Genomic DNA, 16,908 nt, shown 5'->3' with positions numbered 1-16,908 from the left:
AGTAGAATTTTTGAATGTATATTGTTATTAAAGGTGGGATTATATGTGTCTGAATATAGGTTATGAAAGAACAACATATGCTGAGAAGCGTCTGTTTATAAATTCTATAGAAAGTTATAGATATGAAAAAATAGATGGTCAGAATTTAGATGACTCTTTAATTTTGAATGAAAAAGAATTACGCTGGAGCTCAAATATAGATAAGAATAATGATATTGACTTAGTTCATACGTTTAATAGTATTAATTATGGTGACTGTCCATGGGTGGTCACTTTTGAAACCTCAGTACCTAGGCTTTATAGAAATGAAGTATTTCATCATGGTATTAACGTTTTAGAAAAGGATAATTGTTTAGCAATTATAGCAATGTCTCAAGCTGCCTTAAATATTCATAATAATTCTCTAAAAAGTAAAAGTCCTGAAAGCTTAAGTGTATTAGATAAAAAAACTTATATTTTACATCCGCCCCAACCTTTAATTGATTCTAATATGTATAGGTTTAACGATATAAACCCATTAAAGTTGATTTTTGTTTCTAATCAATTTTTTTTAAAAGGCGGAGAGGTACTATTAGAAGCATTAATAGAGTTTAGAAAAATTCATAATGTAGAATTAACCTTAGTAACTAGATTTGGCTTAAATGATAATGTTACTTTACACGATGATGCGGATACTGAGCGCGTAAAAAAAGTTATTAATGAAAACTTAGATTGGATAACATTACATAATAGTCTGCCTAATGAAGATGTGTTGAAAGTCATAGCTGAGAGCCATCTAGGTATAGTACTGTCTTTTGCAGAAACGTATGGATACGTAGTTTTAGAAATGCAGGCGGCAGGAGTCCCAGTTGTTACTACAAATATCAGAGCATTTCCTGAGATGAATTCTGATACTACAGGTTGGTTAGTAAAATATCCATATAAAAACGGTCGGTTACCCAACGGTTCTACTAGAGAGGACGTAAAAGAGATTTCGGAAAGCATGAAGAAGCAGTTATTAGTAATACTCAAAGAAGTGATTTCAGACAATGGTAAAATATTAAGTGAAAAAGCCTTTAATTGTAAAAAGAAAATATTTTTAGAAAATAATCCTTACTTATATGCTGAAAATTTAAAAAATATTTATAGTAAAGGTCTCGAAAACTATAATTGCTAGTTTAGGTGCTAAGGTAATCTAACTTTATTAAAGAGCTCTCAATGAAAATAACCATCGTAGGCACAGGATACGTCGGTCTTTCTAATGCCGTACTTTTTGCGCAAAAGTACAGCGTCACTGCATTAGATATCGATCAAGATAAAATCAATAAAATCAATCAGCGTCAGTCACCGATCGATGACAAAGAAATAGAAAACTTTCTAGCTCGTAAGGAGCTAGACCTAACGGCGACCACAGATAAAGTACAGGCTTATACCGATGCGGACTATGTGCTGATAGCCACTCCGACCAACTATGATACAGACACCAACTGTTTTGATACCACTAGCGTCGAAGCCGTTATCAAGGACGTACTGGCAGTCAATCCCAATGCCTTGATTATCATCAAATCCACCATCCCTGTTGGCTTCACCAAACGTACTAAAAAGCAGCTTGGTATTGAGAACTTATTGTTCGCTCCCGAGTTTTTACGCGAAGGCAAGGCACTGTACGATAATCTATACCCCTCACGCATCATCGTCGGTGAGCAGTCAGAGCGGGCAGCAGAGTTTGCGCAGATAGTCGCAGACTGTGCCGTTAAAGAAAATATTGATATCTTACTCACCAATAGCGCTGAGGCCGAAGCGATCAAGCTGTTTGCTAATACCTATCTGGCCTTGCGTGTTTCCTACTTTAACGAGCTTGATACTTATGCAGCGGTTCATGGCCTGGATACTGAGCAAATTATCAAAGGTGTTTGTTTAGATCCGCGGGTCGGGGATTTTTATAATAATCCATCTTTTGGCTATGGTGGTTATTGTCTCCCTAAAGACACTCAGCAATTGCTGGCTAATTATGAAAATATACCGCAGAACCTGATACAGGCTGTGGTTTTATCAAACAATACCCGTAAAGAGTTTATCGCTAATGACATCGTATCAAGCAACCCAAAGGTTGTGGGAATCTATCGTCTGATCATGAAAGCAGGCTCTGACAACTTCCGTGCGTCAGCCATTCAGGGTATTATTAAACACTTAAAACGACTGGGTACGACAGTGATTATTTATGAGCCGAAGTCTGATGAACATAGTTTTTTAGACTGTGAAATTGTAAATGATTTAGAAGAGTTTAAGAGGAGGTCAGATATTATTGTAGCCAACCGACTCTCAGAAGATTTATCAGGTAGTTTGGATAAGGTATATACTCGAGACTTATCTGGTTCAGATTACTAATTAGGTCTCGATTTGAAATACTTTTCTTATGTTAAAAATAAGCAGTTCGCTCAGGCTTTAGCAGTGTTAAAGCCTAGGCAGCGCTATATCACTGCTAAGCGCCGTTGGTATGCAGTGCGTTTAGGTTTATATCGTAGAGCTTTAGAGCGTGAATCATGGTTATCAGTAAAGACACCGCGTCATACAGTGGTATCTACTATTGCCAATATTAAGCGTCAAAACTTAACGAATGAGAAGGCTAAAGGTCATATAGAGCAACTCTTATATGATAACCGCTATCGTCAATTTCATCATGAATTGATCAAAGAGACGATATCACTTTACCCTGAAGTGGTATTTTATTTTTTGAAAGCACAGAAAGAAAAGTCAGGCACGTTAGATAGCTCTTATTATCAAGGTCTATATATTGCGCTTTTACAGCAGTATTACCCACTAGATACTCACGTTGACAGCTATTTAAGTGGTTTTTTATCATACCAAGCAGATGATGAGTATACAGATAAAAGATGTCTCTACAATAATATAGCACTTCATATGCCACTGGCGAAGCTGGCCAATTTAAATCAAATGTTTACTCATCATCAGCTTGATCAGATAGCGCTGTCCGATGAGCAGCAGCAATTCACTGTAGCTAATCTAAGCACAGTAGAGAATCTGAATAAGCAAAAAGAGTCTCAAGGTTATCAGCGGCATAAAGTGACAGTCATCGTTACCACCTATAATGCCAGCGAGACAATTGAGAGCTGTATTCATAGTTTGCTGATGCAGACGTGGCGCAACTTAGAAATAATAGTCGTTGATGATGCCAGCACTGATGATACACTACAGCGTTTAGAGTCTTTGAACAGTCGCTATAAAGGTTTAACGGTCATTGCGTTACCGAAAAATGTAGGAACATTTGCTGCCAAAAGCATCGGTGCACAGTATGCGACAGGTGAGTTTTTGACCTGTCAGGATTCTGACGATTGGGCGCATCCACAAAAAATAGCAGAGCAAGTACAGCCATTGATAACAGACGCTAGAGTCATGGTTACGACCTCCCACTGGTTGCGATTAGATCATGAAGGTCAGTACTATGTCAGGCAAGTGTATCCCTTTATGCGCCAAAATCCCGCTTCTCCCATGTTTCGCTTGCAGGCTATCAAACAAGAGGCAGGGTTATGGCATATCGTGCGTACAGGGGCGGATAGTGAGTTTTTTGAGCGTTTAAAGCTAGTCTATGGCAATGAGCGCATCGTAGTTATTAAAAAGCCGCTGACCATCGCCAGCCATCGTCCGAACTCTTTGATGACTTCAAAAGAATTCGGTATCTATAATAAAACAGCAGCGCTGGCTCGCTTAGACTATTGGGAAGCATGGCGACTGTGGCACATAGAGACACTTCATCAGAAAACCAGTTTGATTATGCCGAGTGTCGAAAAACAAGCCAATGCGCCACAAGCTTTATTTGTTGGAATACCAGATAGCATTAAAGTAGATATGCTGAGCTTAAAAGAAAGCTTGGACACACATACAGTATTGAGTAAGCTTTAATGTGAACTCTAGATAAAGCTCTTTATTAAATACTAACGATAAATATTAAGCCAATAGGATTGTTGAGGTATGAAAAACATCACCCACGCCGTTATCCCCGTCGCAGGCTTTGGCACCCGTATGCTGCCACTGTCCAAATCCGTGCCCAAAGAGCTATTGCCACTGGGCAATCGCCCCGCCATTCATTATGTCGTCTCAGAAGCCATTGCTGCGGGTATCAAGCACATCGTCCTCGTTGGCCATGCACAAAAGAGCGCCATCGAAAACTACTTCGATATCAATGCCGAGCTGGATACGCAGCTGCGTCATAAAGGCAAAGACGAGCTGGCCGATAGCCTCAACTGGCTACCAGAGGACGTGACGGTGTCGATGATACGTCAAGGCAAGGCATTGGGGCTGGGTCATGCGGTACTGGCCGCCCGTCCCATCATCGGTGAGCATGACTTTGCCGTGTTATTGCCTGATGTGGTGCTCGATCCATACACCACCGATATGAGCGTGGACAACTTAGCCTTTATGATCGATGCCTTTGCCAATGATGGTCATTCGCAGATATTAGTCGAGAACGTGGCAGATGAGGACGTGCATAAATACGGTATCGCGCAATTGAGTCAAGCGTTTAGTGATGCGAGCGATATCGATGACAACACAAACAGCAATAGCAGTGTTAAGGTGGCAGGGTTTGTCGAAAAGCCCAGCTTAGCAGACGCGCCATCCAATCTCGCCGTGGTCGGCCGCTATGTGTTTAGCAATCAAATCTTTGATTATCTGGCGCAGACTACCGCCTCGGTCGGCGGTGAGATTCAACTGACCGATGCCATCGATGCACTGATTAGTGAATCGGGGGTCAATGTCACGACGATGCGCGGTGATAGCTATGATGCTGGCGATATGCGCTCATACATGCAGGCGTTTATCTACTTTGCCGAGCGGCAACTCGCGGATGATAAGTAACCCATGGACGATAGACAGCAAGATAGCGCTTATCGCAGCGCCCGTCACTCGGTATATTGGTCGCAGCTACAGAGCTTAGCGGCGCAGCGCTGGTCGGTGGCGGATTTGTTTGCGCAAGATACCACGCGCGCCACGCGTTTTAGTACGCGGGCGGGGGCGCTATATATGGATTATAGCAAGCAGTGTATCGATGAGACGGTATTATCTAACCTTTTAAGCCTTGCTGATAGCTGCGACCTATCGGCTCGTATCGAGGCGCTGCTACAAGGCGCGATGGTCAATACCAGCGAGCAGCGCGCGGCACTGCATACAGCGCTACGTCTGCCAGCGAACGCCGCGCTACAAGTCGGCGAGCAAAACGTGGTGGCTGATGTGCATCGCAGTCTGGCGCAGGTGGCTCGCCTATCGGCGCGGGTACGCAACGGCACGTGGCGCGGATTTTCGGGAAAGGCCATTACTGATGTGGTCAATATCGGCGTCGGCGGCTCAGATCTTGGGCCTTTGATGGCGACGACGGCGCTTGATGAATGGGCTGATACCGATATCGATGTACACTTTGTCTCCAACATGGATGGCACCCAGCTGGACAACCTGCTCAAGCACCTCAATCCTGAGACCACTTTATTTATTATCTCGTCCAAATCCTTTGGTACCGTAGACACCTTATCCAATGCCAAGACCGCCTTATCATGGTTGCTCGCTACTGCCAAACGCCATGCAGGTACAGAGGGCAGTGTGCTGCGTCGGCATTTCATCGGTATCTCTGCCAATAGCGCAAAGATGCGCGCGTGGGGGATTCATCCTGAGCATCAGCTACAGCTATGGGAGTGGGTCGGCGGGCGGTTTTCGATGTGGTCGGCGATCGGTCTTGCGCTGGCCATTCGGATTGGTATGGCGGGGTTCAAGGCGCTACTGGCAGGCGCGCACAGTATGGATGAGCACTTTGCTCAGGCTGATTTTGCAGAGAATTTACCGGTCTTATTGGGTTTGATTGCTGTTTGGAACAGTACTTTTTTACGCATCAATGCCCACACGGTACTGCCGTATGATGGGCGTTTGAGCTATCTGCCAAGCTACTTAACCCAGCTGGAGATGGAGAGTAATGGCAAGTCAGTCACCCAGCATGGCGCGCGTCTCGATTATGATACTTGCCCGATACTGTGGGGTGAGATCGGCTCCAATGCGCAGCATGCGTTTTATCAGTTGCTGCATCAAGGAACGCAGCAGGTGTCATGTGATTTTATCGCCTGCGTGCGCCGTTATCACGATAAGCAAAAAAACGCGCCGTTGCAGCAGCAGCATGAGCTATCGCTCGCCAACTGTCTGGCCCAAAGCCGAGTGCTGGCCTTTGGGAATGCCGCCGTTGCGACAGCTGGCAGTGATGGCATAGCCGATAGTGCTGCTGATAAATACAAATACTACCGCGGTAACCAGCCGTCAACCACTATCTTGCTCGATGAGCTGACCCCGCATAGTCTAGGCGCGTTGATTGCGCTGTATGAGCACAAGGTCTATGTCATGGCCAGCATCTGGGATATCAACCCCTTTGACCAATGGGGGGTTGAGATGGGTAAGCAGATGGCGGAGTCCGTGTATCATGCCATGCAAGACGAGCGTGAAGGGCAGTTTGATAGCTCCACCGATCAGCTGCTACGCCACATCAATCAGCTGTCTTAAAGCCTATAATCATCAGTTTACAAGGTAACACCATGAGCACGGATAATAGTGATAAGCGTTCATCTGACCCACGGGGCTGGCAAGCAAAGCCAGTAAAGGAGACTGATGTCTGTGTGCTGGTCGGTCATAGTATCGAGGCCATCACCAGTGCGGTGGTGCTGGCAAGCCTCGGTCAGTGCGTGCATCTGTATGCCGATAAAATCCTACTGGCCCAGCAGTTAGAGCAGTATGGTTTTGAGCATCATCTGCAAGCACTGTGGCAGATGTATGAGCAGCAGCAGCTGATCAGTCACCACGCATTGCCAAATAGTGCAGACCAGCTGTTGCAGCGCTATGATAAAACGGGTGATGGCACTCACAACGCCGCTGATAATCCGCCCAAACCAGCCAGCGTAGCGTTATATTGGCTATTTTTAGACAGTATTGACGCGATATGGCTAGAGGACGGCTGGATTACCGCCTTTAATCACAGCCATCAGCAGTCGCTACCGCTGATCATGAGCGGTATTCAGGCATTAGGGCAGGTGGCTGCACTGGCGCAGCGGCTGCAGCGGGCGTGGGTGTACTATGTGCCCTTTGTGTTTTTAAAAGACGGTGATGCTTATAGCTCGATGTTAAACCCTTCATTGTGGCTGCTGGGCGAAAAAACGCCAGAGAGTAGTCAGCATTTGGCCATATTAAAGCCATTGATGCAGCATGCAAGCGCGTCCCATCATGCCGATATCGCGACCATTGAGTTTGCTCGTAGTAGCATCATGGCGATGCTGGCGACGCGGGTGAGCTTTATGAATGAGATGTCGCGCTTGGCAGATAGTCAAAACGTCGATATTGGACAAGTCAGCCGTATCATGGGCTTAGATCAGCGGGTGGGCAGTAGTTACTTACAAGCTGGGTGGGGCTTTGGTGGCAACACTCTGCCAAGTGAGCTGCAGCAGCTGCAGCAGTCGAGCCAAGCACGTAGCCTAGATATGCCGCTCTTAGAGTCGGTCATACATATCAATGAAGATCAAAAAGAGCTGATATTTCGTAAGTTTTGGCAGTATTTTGATGGGTTTATCGACAATAAAACCGTGATGATCTGGGGCGGTAGTTATAAGGCTGGTTCGGGGCTTACAATTGAATCAGCTATTCATCCATTACTCGCTTTGCTATGGTCGTACAATATCCGCACACTGGTCTATAGCGATAAGGCGCAACATGAGCTGACCGTGCTGTATGCGCAGCAGCCACTGCTGGAGCTGGTTACCCAGCCTTATCAGTACCTTGCAGAGGCGCAGGCTATTTTTATCATCAGTTGGTCGCCGCGCGATCAGTTAGATATTGGCAAAATCAATCAGTACGCCATGCCGATATTTGATGCGCAAAATGCCATGAGCCGCTCACAAATTGCGGCCTTGGTGGGGAGCTATATGGGCATCGGTCGTGCGAAATAAAGGCGCGCTCATATTCACTAGCGAGCCTTTATTGTCTGACCATTAGCACTCTTTGTACCAAGGTAAAGGCTTTATGCTGGCATCGCCCCTTGTGCCGCCAGCCACTGCTCGATCTCTTGTATCTTATCTGCCAAAAGTGGCTGATCGCCGCGCGTTTCGATATTGAGCCGAATGAGCGGCTCGGTATTAGAAGCGCGTAAATTAAAGCGCCAGTCGCCAAAGTCGAGGCTTAGACCGTCAAGGGTGGTTTTGCTGGGGTTTTGGCTAGCAAACTTGTCTTCAATGGCTTTAATAATAGCAGGCGCGTCATTTGTGGTTAGGCGAAAGTTCATCTCCCCCGAGCTGGGGTAGGCATTGATATAGCCGGTGACCAGCTCCGACAGCGTCTTACCGGTGATGGATAGCAGCTCAATGGTCAGTAGCCACGGAATCATGCCGCTGTCGCAATAGCAGAAGTCGCGGAAGTAGTGATGTGCCGACATCTCGCCGCCATAAACCGCGCCCGACTCGCGCATGACTTGCTTGATAAAGGAGTGCCCAGACTTACTGATGACCGCCTCACCCTGATGCGCGTCAATCACCGCTTCGGTGTTGTATATCACTCGTGGATCATAGACGATGGACTCGTTTGGATATTTATTTAAAAAGGCTTGCGCCAGCATACCCACCACATAGCTACCATCGATAAACTCGCCTGTCTCGTCGAACAAAAAACACCGATCAAAATCGCCATCAAAGGCAATACCCAGATCAGCTTTGTGAGTCAAAACCGCTTGCTGCGTCGCGGCTCGGTTGGCGGTAATCATCGGATTGGGGATGCCGTTGGGGAAGCTGCCATCTGGCGTATGATGCAGTGTGATGATGTCTATCGGTGCGCCCGCTTGCGTCAATTTGTCAGTCAATAAATCAACGACAGGGCCGGCGCTACCGTTACCAGAGTTGATGACCAGCTTTAGCGGTTTGAGCTTGTCGGTGTCGATAAAGGTCATCAAATGATTGATATAGGCGCTTTTATCCGTCAGCAGCTGCAATGCCCCTGACTTATCACTGCTGGTAAATTGCCCAGACTCCGCCAATGCCTGAATCTCGGCCAGACCATCATCAGCGCTGATGGGTTTTGACTGCTCTTTGACCAGCTTTAGGCCGTTGTAGTTGATCGGATTGTGACTGGCGGTGACTTCGATGCCGCCCAGCGCCTGATAGTGGCTGGTGGCAAAATACACCTCCTCAGTACCGGTCATACCAAGGTCGATGACATCGACGCCTGCATCGACTATCCCTTTGATGGCTGCTTGTTTCAGCTCCTCACTTGAGTGGCGAATGTCGCTGCCGATGACGATAGCGGGCTGTAGCGTCGCCAGCTCACTGTCTTGATCAGCGGCTGCTTGCTGATACCGCTGAAACAATATCTGTGCAAAGGCGCGACCAATACGATAAGCGATGTCTTCATCGAGGCTAACGCCGAGCTCACCGCGAATATCATAGGCCTTAAATGAGCCAATCGTCATTGGTGGAAACTCAGGCGCTGGTCGATAGCTGGGGACGGTAGAGGTGGGCATAACGATATATTCCTTTAATAAACAATAAACAGTGAATGGCGGTGTTTATACCATTATAAGCCAGTTGCTATTCAATGATACACTAGCTGACACAGGAACCAACCCGCAAAAACAAGAGCGTCTTTTATGAAACCGTTAGAGCAAACCACGTTGCCACCCACGCCTGTACAAGGCACCCCTGAGGCCACTGGCCAGATCGATGATTTACTTACCTTGATGGCGCGGCTGCGTGCTGACTGTCCGTGGGACAAAAAACAGACCAATCATAGCCTGATTCCTTATGCCATTGAGGAAGCCTACGAGCTTGGCGAAGCAGTACAAGCGGATGATGACGAAGACATCAAGGGCGAGCTGGGTGATGTACTGCTGCAAGTGGTGTTTCATTGTCAGCTCTACGCTGAGCAAGGGCGTTTTGATATGAGCGATGTGATCACTACCTTGCAAGAGAAGCTCATTCGCCGTCACCCGCATGTCTTTGAGGCGGAGACACTGACAGACGACGCGGCGGTCAAAGCGCGCTGGGATGAGATCAAGCTCGAGGAGCAGCAAGCCCGAGAGGCGCGCGGCAAACCCAAGCGCCGACTGGATAATACCAAAGCGGGTAGCGCGCTGATGCAAGCGCAGTCGGTACAAAGCCAAGCGTCAAAGTTAGGCTTTGATTGGGAGGGGGTAGCTGGCGCGTTTGAGAAGTTAGAAGAAGAGATCGAGGAGTTAAAGACGGAGGTTAGGGATAAATCCAAGGCGGAGATAAAAGCCAATATTAGCGATATCGAAAAAGAGCTGGGCGATTGTATGTTTGCGCTGGTCAATGTGGCACGCAAGCTCAGCCTCGATGCCGAAGCGGCAACGCTGACCTGTGTGCATAAATTCAAATCACGCTTTGGCTATATCGAAGCGCAGCTGGCGGCGGCAGGCAAGCGTCTGGAAGATAGCGGTATTGAGGAGATGGATGCCTTGTGGGAGGCGGCAAAAAGACATGAACGCTCATCATAAGCCTGGCTTGATCGGTGCTATGCTCAGCACAGCCGTCAGCGCAGTCGGTGCGGCTGCCGCTGGGGCATTACTTATCATGGCGCTCATGCTAAGTGAGGCTTTGGCAGCGACTTGTTTAGCCAGTCCGCAGCAAGCATACGCGTCTTTATTGGCGCAAGAGACCGCGCAGTTGCAAGCACGCACGCAAACGGTGGTCAATATCAATCGTGCCGGTGAAGGCGAGCTGGTCTCGCTGCATGGTATCGGTAGTAATAAGGCGCAGGCGATTGTTTTATACCGCGAGATGTTTGGCGGTTTTCAGACGGTCGATGACTTGGCAAAGGTCAAAGGCATCGGTCAGAAGACCGTTGAGAAAAACCGAGCGCGCATCAGCGTACAAGATGAATAAAGGCGTTTGGCAATAATCAAGGCAAATATTGACAAAATAGCACGTAAGTAACGGTCATAACACACCCAGCAGGCGCAAAATTTGTTAAACTAGTCGTTACATCCGCCTGATAAACACTGTGTCTGTTAGGGGTGATCAAAGAATACCGGCGAGGAGTAGATGCATGGCCGAGCGTGCCGCCAAGCAGTTAGAACTGAATAAATCTGAATTACCCAATTCCATTACTGAAGTCATTGCCACATTGACCCGAGCTGGGTTTGATGCCTATATCGTCGGGGGCGGGGTGCGTGACACATTATTGGGTCTGCGTCCAAAAGACTTTGACGCAGTGACGGATGCCAAGCCGCATGAGATCAAAGACGTCTTTGGAAAGCGCTGCCGTATCATCGGTCGCCGCTTTCAATTGGCGCATGTGTATTCTGGCCGTGAGCTGATTGAAGTGGCGACGTTTCGCGGGCCACCGACCAACAACGCCAATACCAACCAAGATGGTATGATTTTGCGCGACAATGTCTGGGGCGATATCAAACAAGACTTTGCCCGTCGTGATTTTTCTATCAATGCGCTCTATTATCAACCACTCAAAGGCGTGGTCCATGATTTTTGCGGGGCGCTTGACGATATCGACAATCGCATCATTCGTCTGCTTGGTCACGCGCCTACTCGTATCGAAGAGGACCCTGTACGTCTTCTACGGGCGCTGCGTTTTAAGGCCAAGCTTGGCTTTGAGTTTGATGAGGCATTGGCGGAGCAGTTCCATGAGGACAACTGGGCGCTACTTGAGCAAATATCGCCGCATCGTCTCTATGACGAGACGCAAAAGATGTTTACCGGTGGCTATTTGGTACCGCTATTGCCGTTATTGTTTGAGTCAGGGGCAATGGATAGCTTGGTCATTTATCCACCTGCTGAGCCAAGCGCACTGGTCAAGCAAGTGGCGATCAATACCGACAAGCGCATCGCTGCTGGCAAAAGCATCAATCCGGCGTTCTTTTATGCGGCGCTATTGTGGGAAAACTACCTGCACCAGCTAGAAAAAGCCAAAAAACGCAACATGCCTTTTGCCGATGCGCAACTGCATGCCGCCGGCAAAGTCATCGACCGTCAGCGTATCAAAACCGCCATTCCAAAGTTTGCTGAGCAATTTATCCGTGATATCTGGATTTTGCAGCCCAAGCTATCCGCACCGCGTAACAAGCAAATCGTCCAGCTCTCTGAGCATCCACGTTTTCGCGCAGGTTTTGATTTTTTGTTGCTGCGTGAGCAGTGCGGCGATGCTGAGCATCCCTTGTCTGAGTCGACCAATGGTATGGGCGAATGGTGGCAGACGTATCAGACGCTCTCCACGTCCGAGCAGCAGCAAGCGATTGATGCATTTGACGAAAGCATACGCCGCGGCGCCTACAAAAAAAGCCAGCGCGGCCGCGGGCGCAATCGCCAAAAGTCAGATAGCAGTATCGATAGCGTGACAGATACCGCGTCGACCAAACCATCAAATGTGCCTCAAAAAGACAGCGCTGATACAGGCGGTATTCCTGCGCGTCGCCGCCGTGCCAAATCACAGCCAGCGACTAGCAAATCAAATAATCAGACAAACAGTAAGTCAAGCGCTGGCCGTCATGATGACAATCAGCCATTGTCGCAGGACGAGGCTGAGCTGGCACAATTGCAGCAATTGTCACTGACCGCTATCAAGCAGTCGCACAAAAAGCCTGCCGCGCCAAAGCCATTGTTTGTCATCGAGCACGAAGCAGTCGTACCGCCGCTAAAAAAACAGCTGCCGCAAGATAAAGAGGCTCAAAGCGCTGCTCAAGACAAACAGCAAGCCGCGCAAAAACGACCGAAAAAACAACCGCAAAAACAACCAAAGTCGCAAGCAGAAAACCCATCCTCAACACAGCAGACGTCATCGGCTCAAGCTGTTAGCCGCGATGATAAGCACACAGCCGTCGCATCGGTACCAGATAAGCCTGCGCTCACGGTTGCTCAGTCGCCAGCATTGGTGAGTCTCAATAATGCGCCGATACCTTATCAGCGTCGCCGCCGTCAGCCTAGCAGTACTGCTACTATGACCAAACCGCAAGCGACCGATGTCAGCGAGCAGACGCCCGTAAAACCGGCTAAGGCTTATGCAAAACAAGCGCCAAAACCTGCTGCTCAGTCTACTATCGAAGCTGAGCCGCCAGCTAAGCGCGGCACAGACCATAAAAAAGCCGCTACAGCGAAAAAAACGTCTGCGCCCAGCGCAAGCAAAAAAACACAAACTGCAATGCCTCAGACGATCATCAGTCTGATAGAGGCGGATAAAGGCCCGATACCTTCAAAGCGTCGCCGTCGTCAGCCCAGCACCAAAGACGTTTGATCGGTGACTGTGAGAGCCAATGGTATGAATAATCGCCTTCATAACAGTCAAAGCACCGATGGTGCTGTAGACGTCAATAGCACAACTGATCACGGCAGTAATCAGGACGCCGCAGAATGGGCATGCGCTTATGTGGGGTTAGGTAGTAATTTGGCCAATGAGCTGGGCTCGCCGACCGAACATCTACAGACCGCCCTCAACGCGATGCAAGCGCATGCGCAGATACGTCATCTGCGGGTGTCATCGTTCTATGCGTCAGCGCCGATGGGGCCACAAGACCAGCCTGACTTTATCAATGCGGTCGCGGGGTTTGAGACGACGTTATTGCCGTTTGAGCTATTGGCGTTTTGTCAGCAGCTAGAGGCACAAGCAAAACGCGCGCGTTTGCGCCGTTGGGGTGAGCGCAGTTTGGATGTCGATATTTTACTATATGATCAGCTGCAAATGACGGATGCTAAGCTGACCATACCGCATGCTGGATTGTGTGAACGTAACTTTGTCTTGCTGCCGCTACGTGAGATAGCGCCAGAGCTACAGGTATTGGGCAAGCCGATTGCGGACTATCCGCCAAGCTGCGATTGGACAGGTCTCAAGTTATTAAAAAATAACTCATGAGCGGCGCGCTCGCCAGATATTCAGCTGATAATCAAAGGGATTGAGGGCTATATGACGACGTTATCTACGCTAAATAAATTTAAAAAAGAAGGCACCAAGTTTACGTGCTTGACCTGCTATGATGCGATGTTTGCGCGGATGATGGACAAGGCGCAGATTGACACGATCTTAATCGGTGATAGCTTGGGGATGGTCGTTCAAGGCCATGGCTCAACGCTGCCAGTCACGGTTGACGATATGGTTTATCATACCGCCAATATCGCTCGGAGTAATAGCAGCGCTTTGATTTTGGCAGATCTGCCGTTTATGAGCTATGTTACTTTGCCAGAAGCGGTGGCCAATAGCCGCAAGCTGATGCAGGCGGGCGCGCACGTGGTGAAGATAGAAGGCGGTCGTGAGCTGTGCGAGCTGGTCACAACCTTAGCGCAGGCAGGCACCCCAACGTGTGTGCATCTGGGGCTGACGCCGCAGTCGGTCAATGTCTTTGGTGGCTATAAAATCCAAGGCCGCGGTGAGACAGCCGCAGACAAGCTACTGGCTGATGCCAAAGCCGTCGTCGACGCAGGCGCAGCGCTGTTGGTACTAGAGTGTGTGCCCGCTGAGCTGGCCAAAGCGGTGACCCAAGCAGTCGCGGTACCAGTGATCGGAATCGGCGCAGGCGCAGATACCGATGGTCAGGTGCTGGTCATGCATGACATGCTCGGTATGGCGCACGGCCGCGTGCCGCGTTTTGTCCATGATTTTTTGACCGATGCGCGTAATCGTGCTGGCAGTATTGAAGGCGCGTTTGCTCTGTATCAGCAGTCGGTACGCGAGGGCAGCTTTCCTACCGCCCAGCATCAATTTAGCTAGTTTTAATTTTTAAGTTGAATTGATGATAGCTTAACCTTTTAGTGAGTTTGACTTTGTCTTTCGGCAATTACGATTATTAAGAACAGAAGGCTTTATCATGCCAATCATTTATCAGCAGATATCAGACTTGCGTGCAGCGCTGCAGCCGCATCGCACTCAGCAATCTATCGCTCTGGTGCCGACGATGGGTAATTTGCATGATGGCCACCTTGAGCTGGTAAACATCGCCAAGCAACACGCTGATATCGTGGTGGTGAGTATTTTTGTCAATCCCACGCAGTTTGGTGAAGGTGAGGATTTTGATAGCTACCCGCGTACGCTGGACGACGATGTGGCAAAGCTTGCCACAGTGGCGGCGGACTATGTCTTTGCGCCCAGTATCGAGGAGATGTATCCAGTCTTGCCGCCCGCGACAGCAGTGCTGGCAGGGACGATTAGCGCGCAGCTATGCGGGCAGTCACGTCCTGGACACTTTGATGGGGTGGGTATCGTGGTGGCAAAACTGTTCAATATCATCCAGCCTGATGCGGCGGTGTTTGGACAAAAAGATTACCAGCAGTTGGCGATTATCAAGCAGTTGGTGCGAGACCTTAGTTATCCGCTAGAGATTATCGCCGCGCCCATTGTCCGTGCTGCTGATGGTTTGGCGCTATCATCACGCAATCAGTACTTAACGGCCAGCGAGCGGCAGGTAGCGCCTATGCTCCATCAAGCGCTACAAAGTTTGGCGCAGCAATTGCAAGATATAAAGATAGCGCCGCAAGGCTCGATATTGCCGCACATAGCGGCGTTACTTGCACAGACGCGTGAGCACCTCACAAATGCAGGGTTTACTGTTGACTATTTAGAGATAAAAACCGCTGAGCTGGATGCTATAACAGAGGGTTTTGATAAAGATGAACAAGACATGGTTATTTTGGTAGCGGCATGGCTTGGTCGCGCGCGTTTATTGGACAATCAGCTAGTGACGCTCAAGTAATTATTATGCAATTCGTCGTCAGATAATCAGCCATGGTAATATCGCAATGTGCAGGAAGCAATAGCGTCAACTACCGACAACAATTGCCATAGCCGCTCTGTGGCAAAAGCAAGACCGCTTTTATGATGGCTGAGTAGCGTGGTTTGGTATGTATGGCTTGGATAACCTAGGACAGGTGGGTGATGGACATGGATCAACATAATAGCAATCAGCCGTCTGAGCAGGCTTTGGAGCAAGTGCGACGGTCAGCCGCCGCAGATGCACTTAGCATCCTTGTCGTCTCAGGTCGCTCAGGCTCTGGCAAAACATCAGTGCTCAATATCTTAGAGGATCTTGGGTATTATTCTATCGATAATTTGCCTTTGTCTTTGGTGCCACAGGCAGCTCATAAGCTGGTGAGAGAAAGCGGTATACGCCGTATCGCCCTTGGGGTCGATATTCGCACACCGCGCGCTGATTTGTCTAACTTTGCAGAGACTTATGAGGCGCTAAAAACAACGTATGGCAAGCAGGCGGTAAAAGTCGTTTATGTCACCGCGCAAGAGCATACTTTGATCGCGCGGTTCAATGCCACTCGCCGTGTCCATCCGCTGATGTCGCAAGATGTGGACAGTGATAACGCCCGTCATATCGCCTTTAACCTGCCAGCGGCCATCAAAAGAGAAATAGAGCTGCTAGAGCCGATAGCAGGTCACGCTGATATCAGAATCGATACCAGCAGCTTAAATATCCATCAGTTAAAAGACAGCTTACGTGCGCATATCGGCATGGACAATCAGATTGTTATCAATCTTTTGTCTTTTGGGTTTAAGTATGGCAGCCCTATCGATGCCGATTTTGTCTTTGATGTGAGGGTGTTGCCAAACCCGCATTGGAACCCTGAGCTGCGAGCGGCGACTGGTCTAAATGCAGAGGTCGCCACATTTTTTGCCGATTATCCAGAAGTGGCAGAAATGACGGACGATATCGAGCAGTTTTTGACGCGCTGGCTGCCTGAGTTTTTGCACAACAACCGTCATACCGTGACGGTAGCGATTGGCTGTACAGGCGGCAAGCATCGTTCGGTGTTTATTACAGATGCTTTGCAGCGCCGTTTGGCACAGACTATGCCAGCAGGGGTCAAGGTGTTGGCCAAGCACCGCGAAAAAAGCCGGTGGTAAACCCCTAGGGCGTGTCTTCAATTCACTCGATAGTTG

General features: G+C 48.7%; 14 protein-coding genes. 13 read left to right on the top strand and 1 reads right to left on the bottom strand.

The window, feature by feature from the left end:
* Positions 1–43: 43 nt before the first annotated feature.
* The 6 genes from AADH33_RS12310 to AADH33_RS12285 all read left to right on the top strand — a co-directional run bounded on the left by AADH33_RS12310 (position 44) and on the right by AADH33_RS12285 (position 7,964).
* The gene (locus AADH33_RS12310; protein ID WP_348549070.1) at positions 44–1,156 is read left to right on the top strand and encodes a glycosyltransferase family 4 protein; all 1,113 of its coding nucleotides are present in this window, start codon (positions 44–46) and stop codon (positions 1,154–1,156) included.
* Positions 1,157–1,197: 41 nt separating this feature from the next.
* On the top strand, positions 1,198–2,367 hold the full coding sequence (locus AADH33_RS12305; RefSeq protein ID WP_348549069.1) for a nucleotide sugar dehydrogenase: 1,170 nt from the start codon (positions 1,198–1,200) through the stop codon (positions 2,365–2,367).
* Between the two features lie 12 nt (positions 2,368–2,379).
* The gene (locus AADH33_RS12300) at positions 2,380–3,900 is read left to right on the top strand and encodes a glycosyltransferase family 2 protein (protein WP_348549068.1); all 1,521 of its coding nucleotides are present in this window, start codon (positions 2,380–2,382) and stop codon (positions 3,898–3,900) included.
* A gap of 69 nt (positions 3,901–3,969) precedes the next feature.
* Entirely contained in the window at positions 3,970–4,854 is an 885-nt protein-coding gene (locus AADH33_RS12295; protein ID WP_348549067.1) for a UTP--glucose-1-phosphate uridylyltransferase, read from the top strand.
* A 3-nt stretch (positions 4,855–4,857) separates the two neighbouring features.
* Entirely contained in the window at positions 4,858–6,531 is a 1,674-nt protein-coding gene (gene pgi / locus AADH33_RS12290) for a glucose-6-phosphate isomerase (protein WP_348549066.1), read from the top strand.
* A 32-nt stretch (positions 6,532–6,563) separates the two neighbouring features.
* A complete protein-coding gene (locus tag AADH33_RS12285) occupies positions 6,564–7,964 on the top strand; it encodes a UDP-glucose/GDP-mannose dehydrogenase family protein (RefSeq protein WP_348549065.1) in 1,401 nt (466 codons plus the stop codon).
* Between the two features lie 71 nt (positions 7,965–8,035).
* Here the strand turns inward: AADH33_RS12285 and AADH33_RS12280 are convergent, their stop codons facing one another.
* The gene (locus AADH33_RS12280; protein WP_348549064.1) at positions 8,036–9,523 is read right to left on the bottom strand and encodes a phosphomannomutase CpsG; all 1,488 of its coding nucleotides are present in this window, start codon (positions 9,521–9,523) and stop codon (positions 8,036–8,038) included.
* Between the two features lie 126 nt (positions 9,524–9,649).
* On the opposite strand from AADH33_RS12280, the gene mazG reads away from it, so the two are divergent.
* The 7 genes from mazG to rapZ all read left to right on the top strand — a co-directional run bounded on the left by mazG (position 9,650) and on the right by rapZ (position 16,872).
* Complete coding sequence (gene mazG, locus AADH33_RS12275; protein ID WP_348549063.1) at positions 9,650–10,516, top strand: nucleoside triphosphate pyrophosphohydrolase; 867 nt, start codon at positions 9,650–9,652, stop codon at positions 10,514–10,516.
* Positions 10,500–10,904: a ComEA family DNA-binding protein gene (locus AADH33_RS12270; RefSeq protein ID WP_348549062.1), complete on the top strand. Its 405-nt coding sequence runs from the start codon at positions 10,500–10,502 to the stop codon at positions 10,902–10,904. The genes mazG and AADH33_RS12270 overlap by 17 nt, the downstream gene beginning before the upstream one ends.
* 163 nt (positions 10,905–11,067) lie before the next feature.
* Positions 11,068–13,266, top strand: coding sequence for a polynucleotide adenylyltransferase PcnB (gene pcnB / locus AADH33_RS12265; protein WP_348549061.1), 2,199 nt, complete (start codon positions 11,068–11,070; stop codon positions 13,264–13,266).
* 24 nt (positions 13,267–13,290) lie between these two features.
* Positions 13,291–13,881 (top strand): 2-amino-4-hydroxy-6-hydroxymethyldihydropteridine diphosphokinase, encoded by a 591-nt coding sequence (folK, locus tag AADH33_RS12260; RefSeq protein ID WP_348549060.1) that lies wholly within the window; start codon positions 13,291–13,293, stop codon positions 13,879–13,881.
* Between the two features lie 51 nt (positions 13,882–13,932).
* Positions 13,933–14,733 carry a 3-methyl-2-oxobutanoate hydroxymethyltransferase gene (gene panB / locus AADH33_RS12255; protein ID WP_348549059.1) on the top strand — a complete coding sequence of 267 codons (801 nt, stop codon included), beginning with the start codon at positions 13,933–13,935 and terminating at the stop codon, positions 14,731–14,733.
* A gap of 97 nt (positions 14,734–14,830) precedes the next feature.
* Positions 14,831–15,712: a pantoate--beta-alanine ligase gene (panC, locus tag AADH33_RS12250; protein ID WP_348549058.1), complete on the top strand. Its 882-nt coding sequence runs from the start codon at positions 14,831–14,833 to the stop codon at positions 15,710–15,712.
* A 188-nt stretch (positions 15,713–15,900) separates the two neighbouring features.
* Entirely contained in the window at positions 15,901–16,872 is a 972-nt protein-coding gene (gene rapZ / locus AADH33_RS12245; RefSeq protein WP_348549057.1) for an RNase adapter RapZ, read from the top strand.
* Positions 16,873–16,908 lie beyond the last annotated feature (36 nt).

Source organism: Psychrobacter sp. KFRI-CH2-11, from assembly GCF_038239325.1.
Lineage (GTDB): Bacteria > Pseudomonadota > Gammaproteobacteria > Pseudomonadales > Moraxellaceae > Psychrobacter > Psychrobacter celer.
Note: the sequence above shows the minus strand (reverse complement) of the source record. Positions and strands in the feature narration are given on the sequence as shown.

Bases quoted from the DNA above. Each gene is read 5' to 3' on its own strand.
- pcnB (WP_348549061.1), top strand. From the start codon at position 11,068: ATGGCCGAGCGTGCCGCCAAGCAGTTAGAACTGAATAAATCTGAATTA.
- folK (WP_348549060.1), top strand. From the start codon at position 13,291: ATGAATAATCGCCTTCATAACAGTCAAAGCACCGATGGTGCTGTAGAC.
- pgi (WP_348549066.1), top strand. From the start codon at position 4,858: ATGGACGATAGACAGCAAGATAGCGCTTATCGCAGCGCCCGTCACTCG.
- rapZ (WP_348549057.1), top strand. From the start codon at position 15,901: ATGGATCAACATAATAGCAATCAGCCGTCTGAGCAGGCTTTGGAGCAA.
- mazG (WP_348549063.1), top strand. From the start codon at position 9,650: ATGAAACCGTTAGAGCAAACCACGTTGCCACCCACGCCTGTACAAGGC.
- panB (WP_348549059.1), top strand. From the start codon at position 13,933: ATGACGACGTTATCTACGCTAAATAAATTTAAAAAAGAAGGCACCAAG.
- panC (WP_348549058.1), top strand. From the start codon at position 14,831: ATGCCAATCATTTATCAGCAGATATCAGACTTGCGTGCAGCGCTGCAG.
- AADH33_RS12270 (WP_348549062.1), top strand. From the start codon at position 10,500: ATGAACGCTCATCATAAGCCTGGCTTGATCGGTGCTATGCTCAGCACA.
- AADH33_RS12280 (WP_348549064.1), bottom strand. From the start codon at position 9,523: ATGCCCACCTCTACCGTCCCCAGCTATCGACCAGCGCCTGAGTTTCCA.
- AADH33_RS12295 (WP_348549067.1), top strand. From the start codon at position 3,970: ATGAAAAACATCACCCACGCCGTTATCCCCGTCGCAGGCTTTGGCACC.
- AADH33_RS12285 (WP_348549065.1), top strand. From the start codon at position 6,564: ATGAGCACGGATAATAGTGATAAGCGTTCATCTGACCCACGGGGCTGG.
- AADH33_RS12310 (WP_348549070.1), top strand. From the start codon at position 44: ATGTGTCTGAATATAGGTTATGAAAGAACAACATATGCTGAGAAGCGT.
- AADH33_RS12305 (WP_348549069.1), top strand. From the start codon at position 1,198: ATGAAAATAACCATCGTAGGCACAGGATACGTCGGTCTTTCTAATGCC.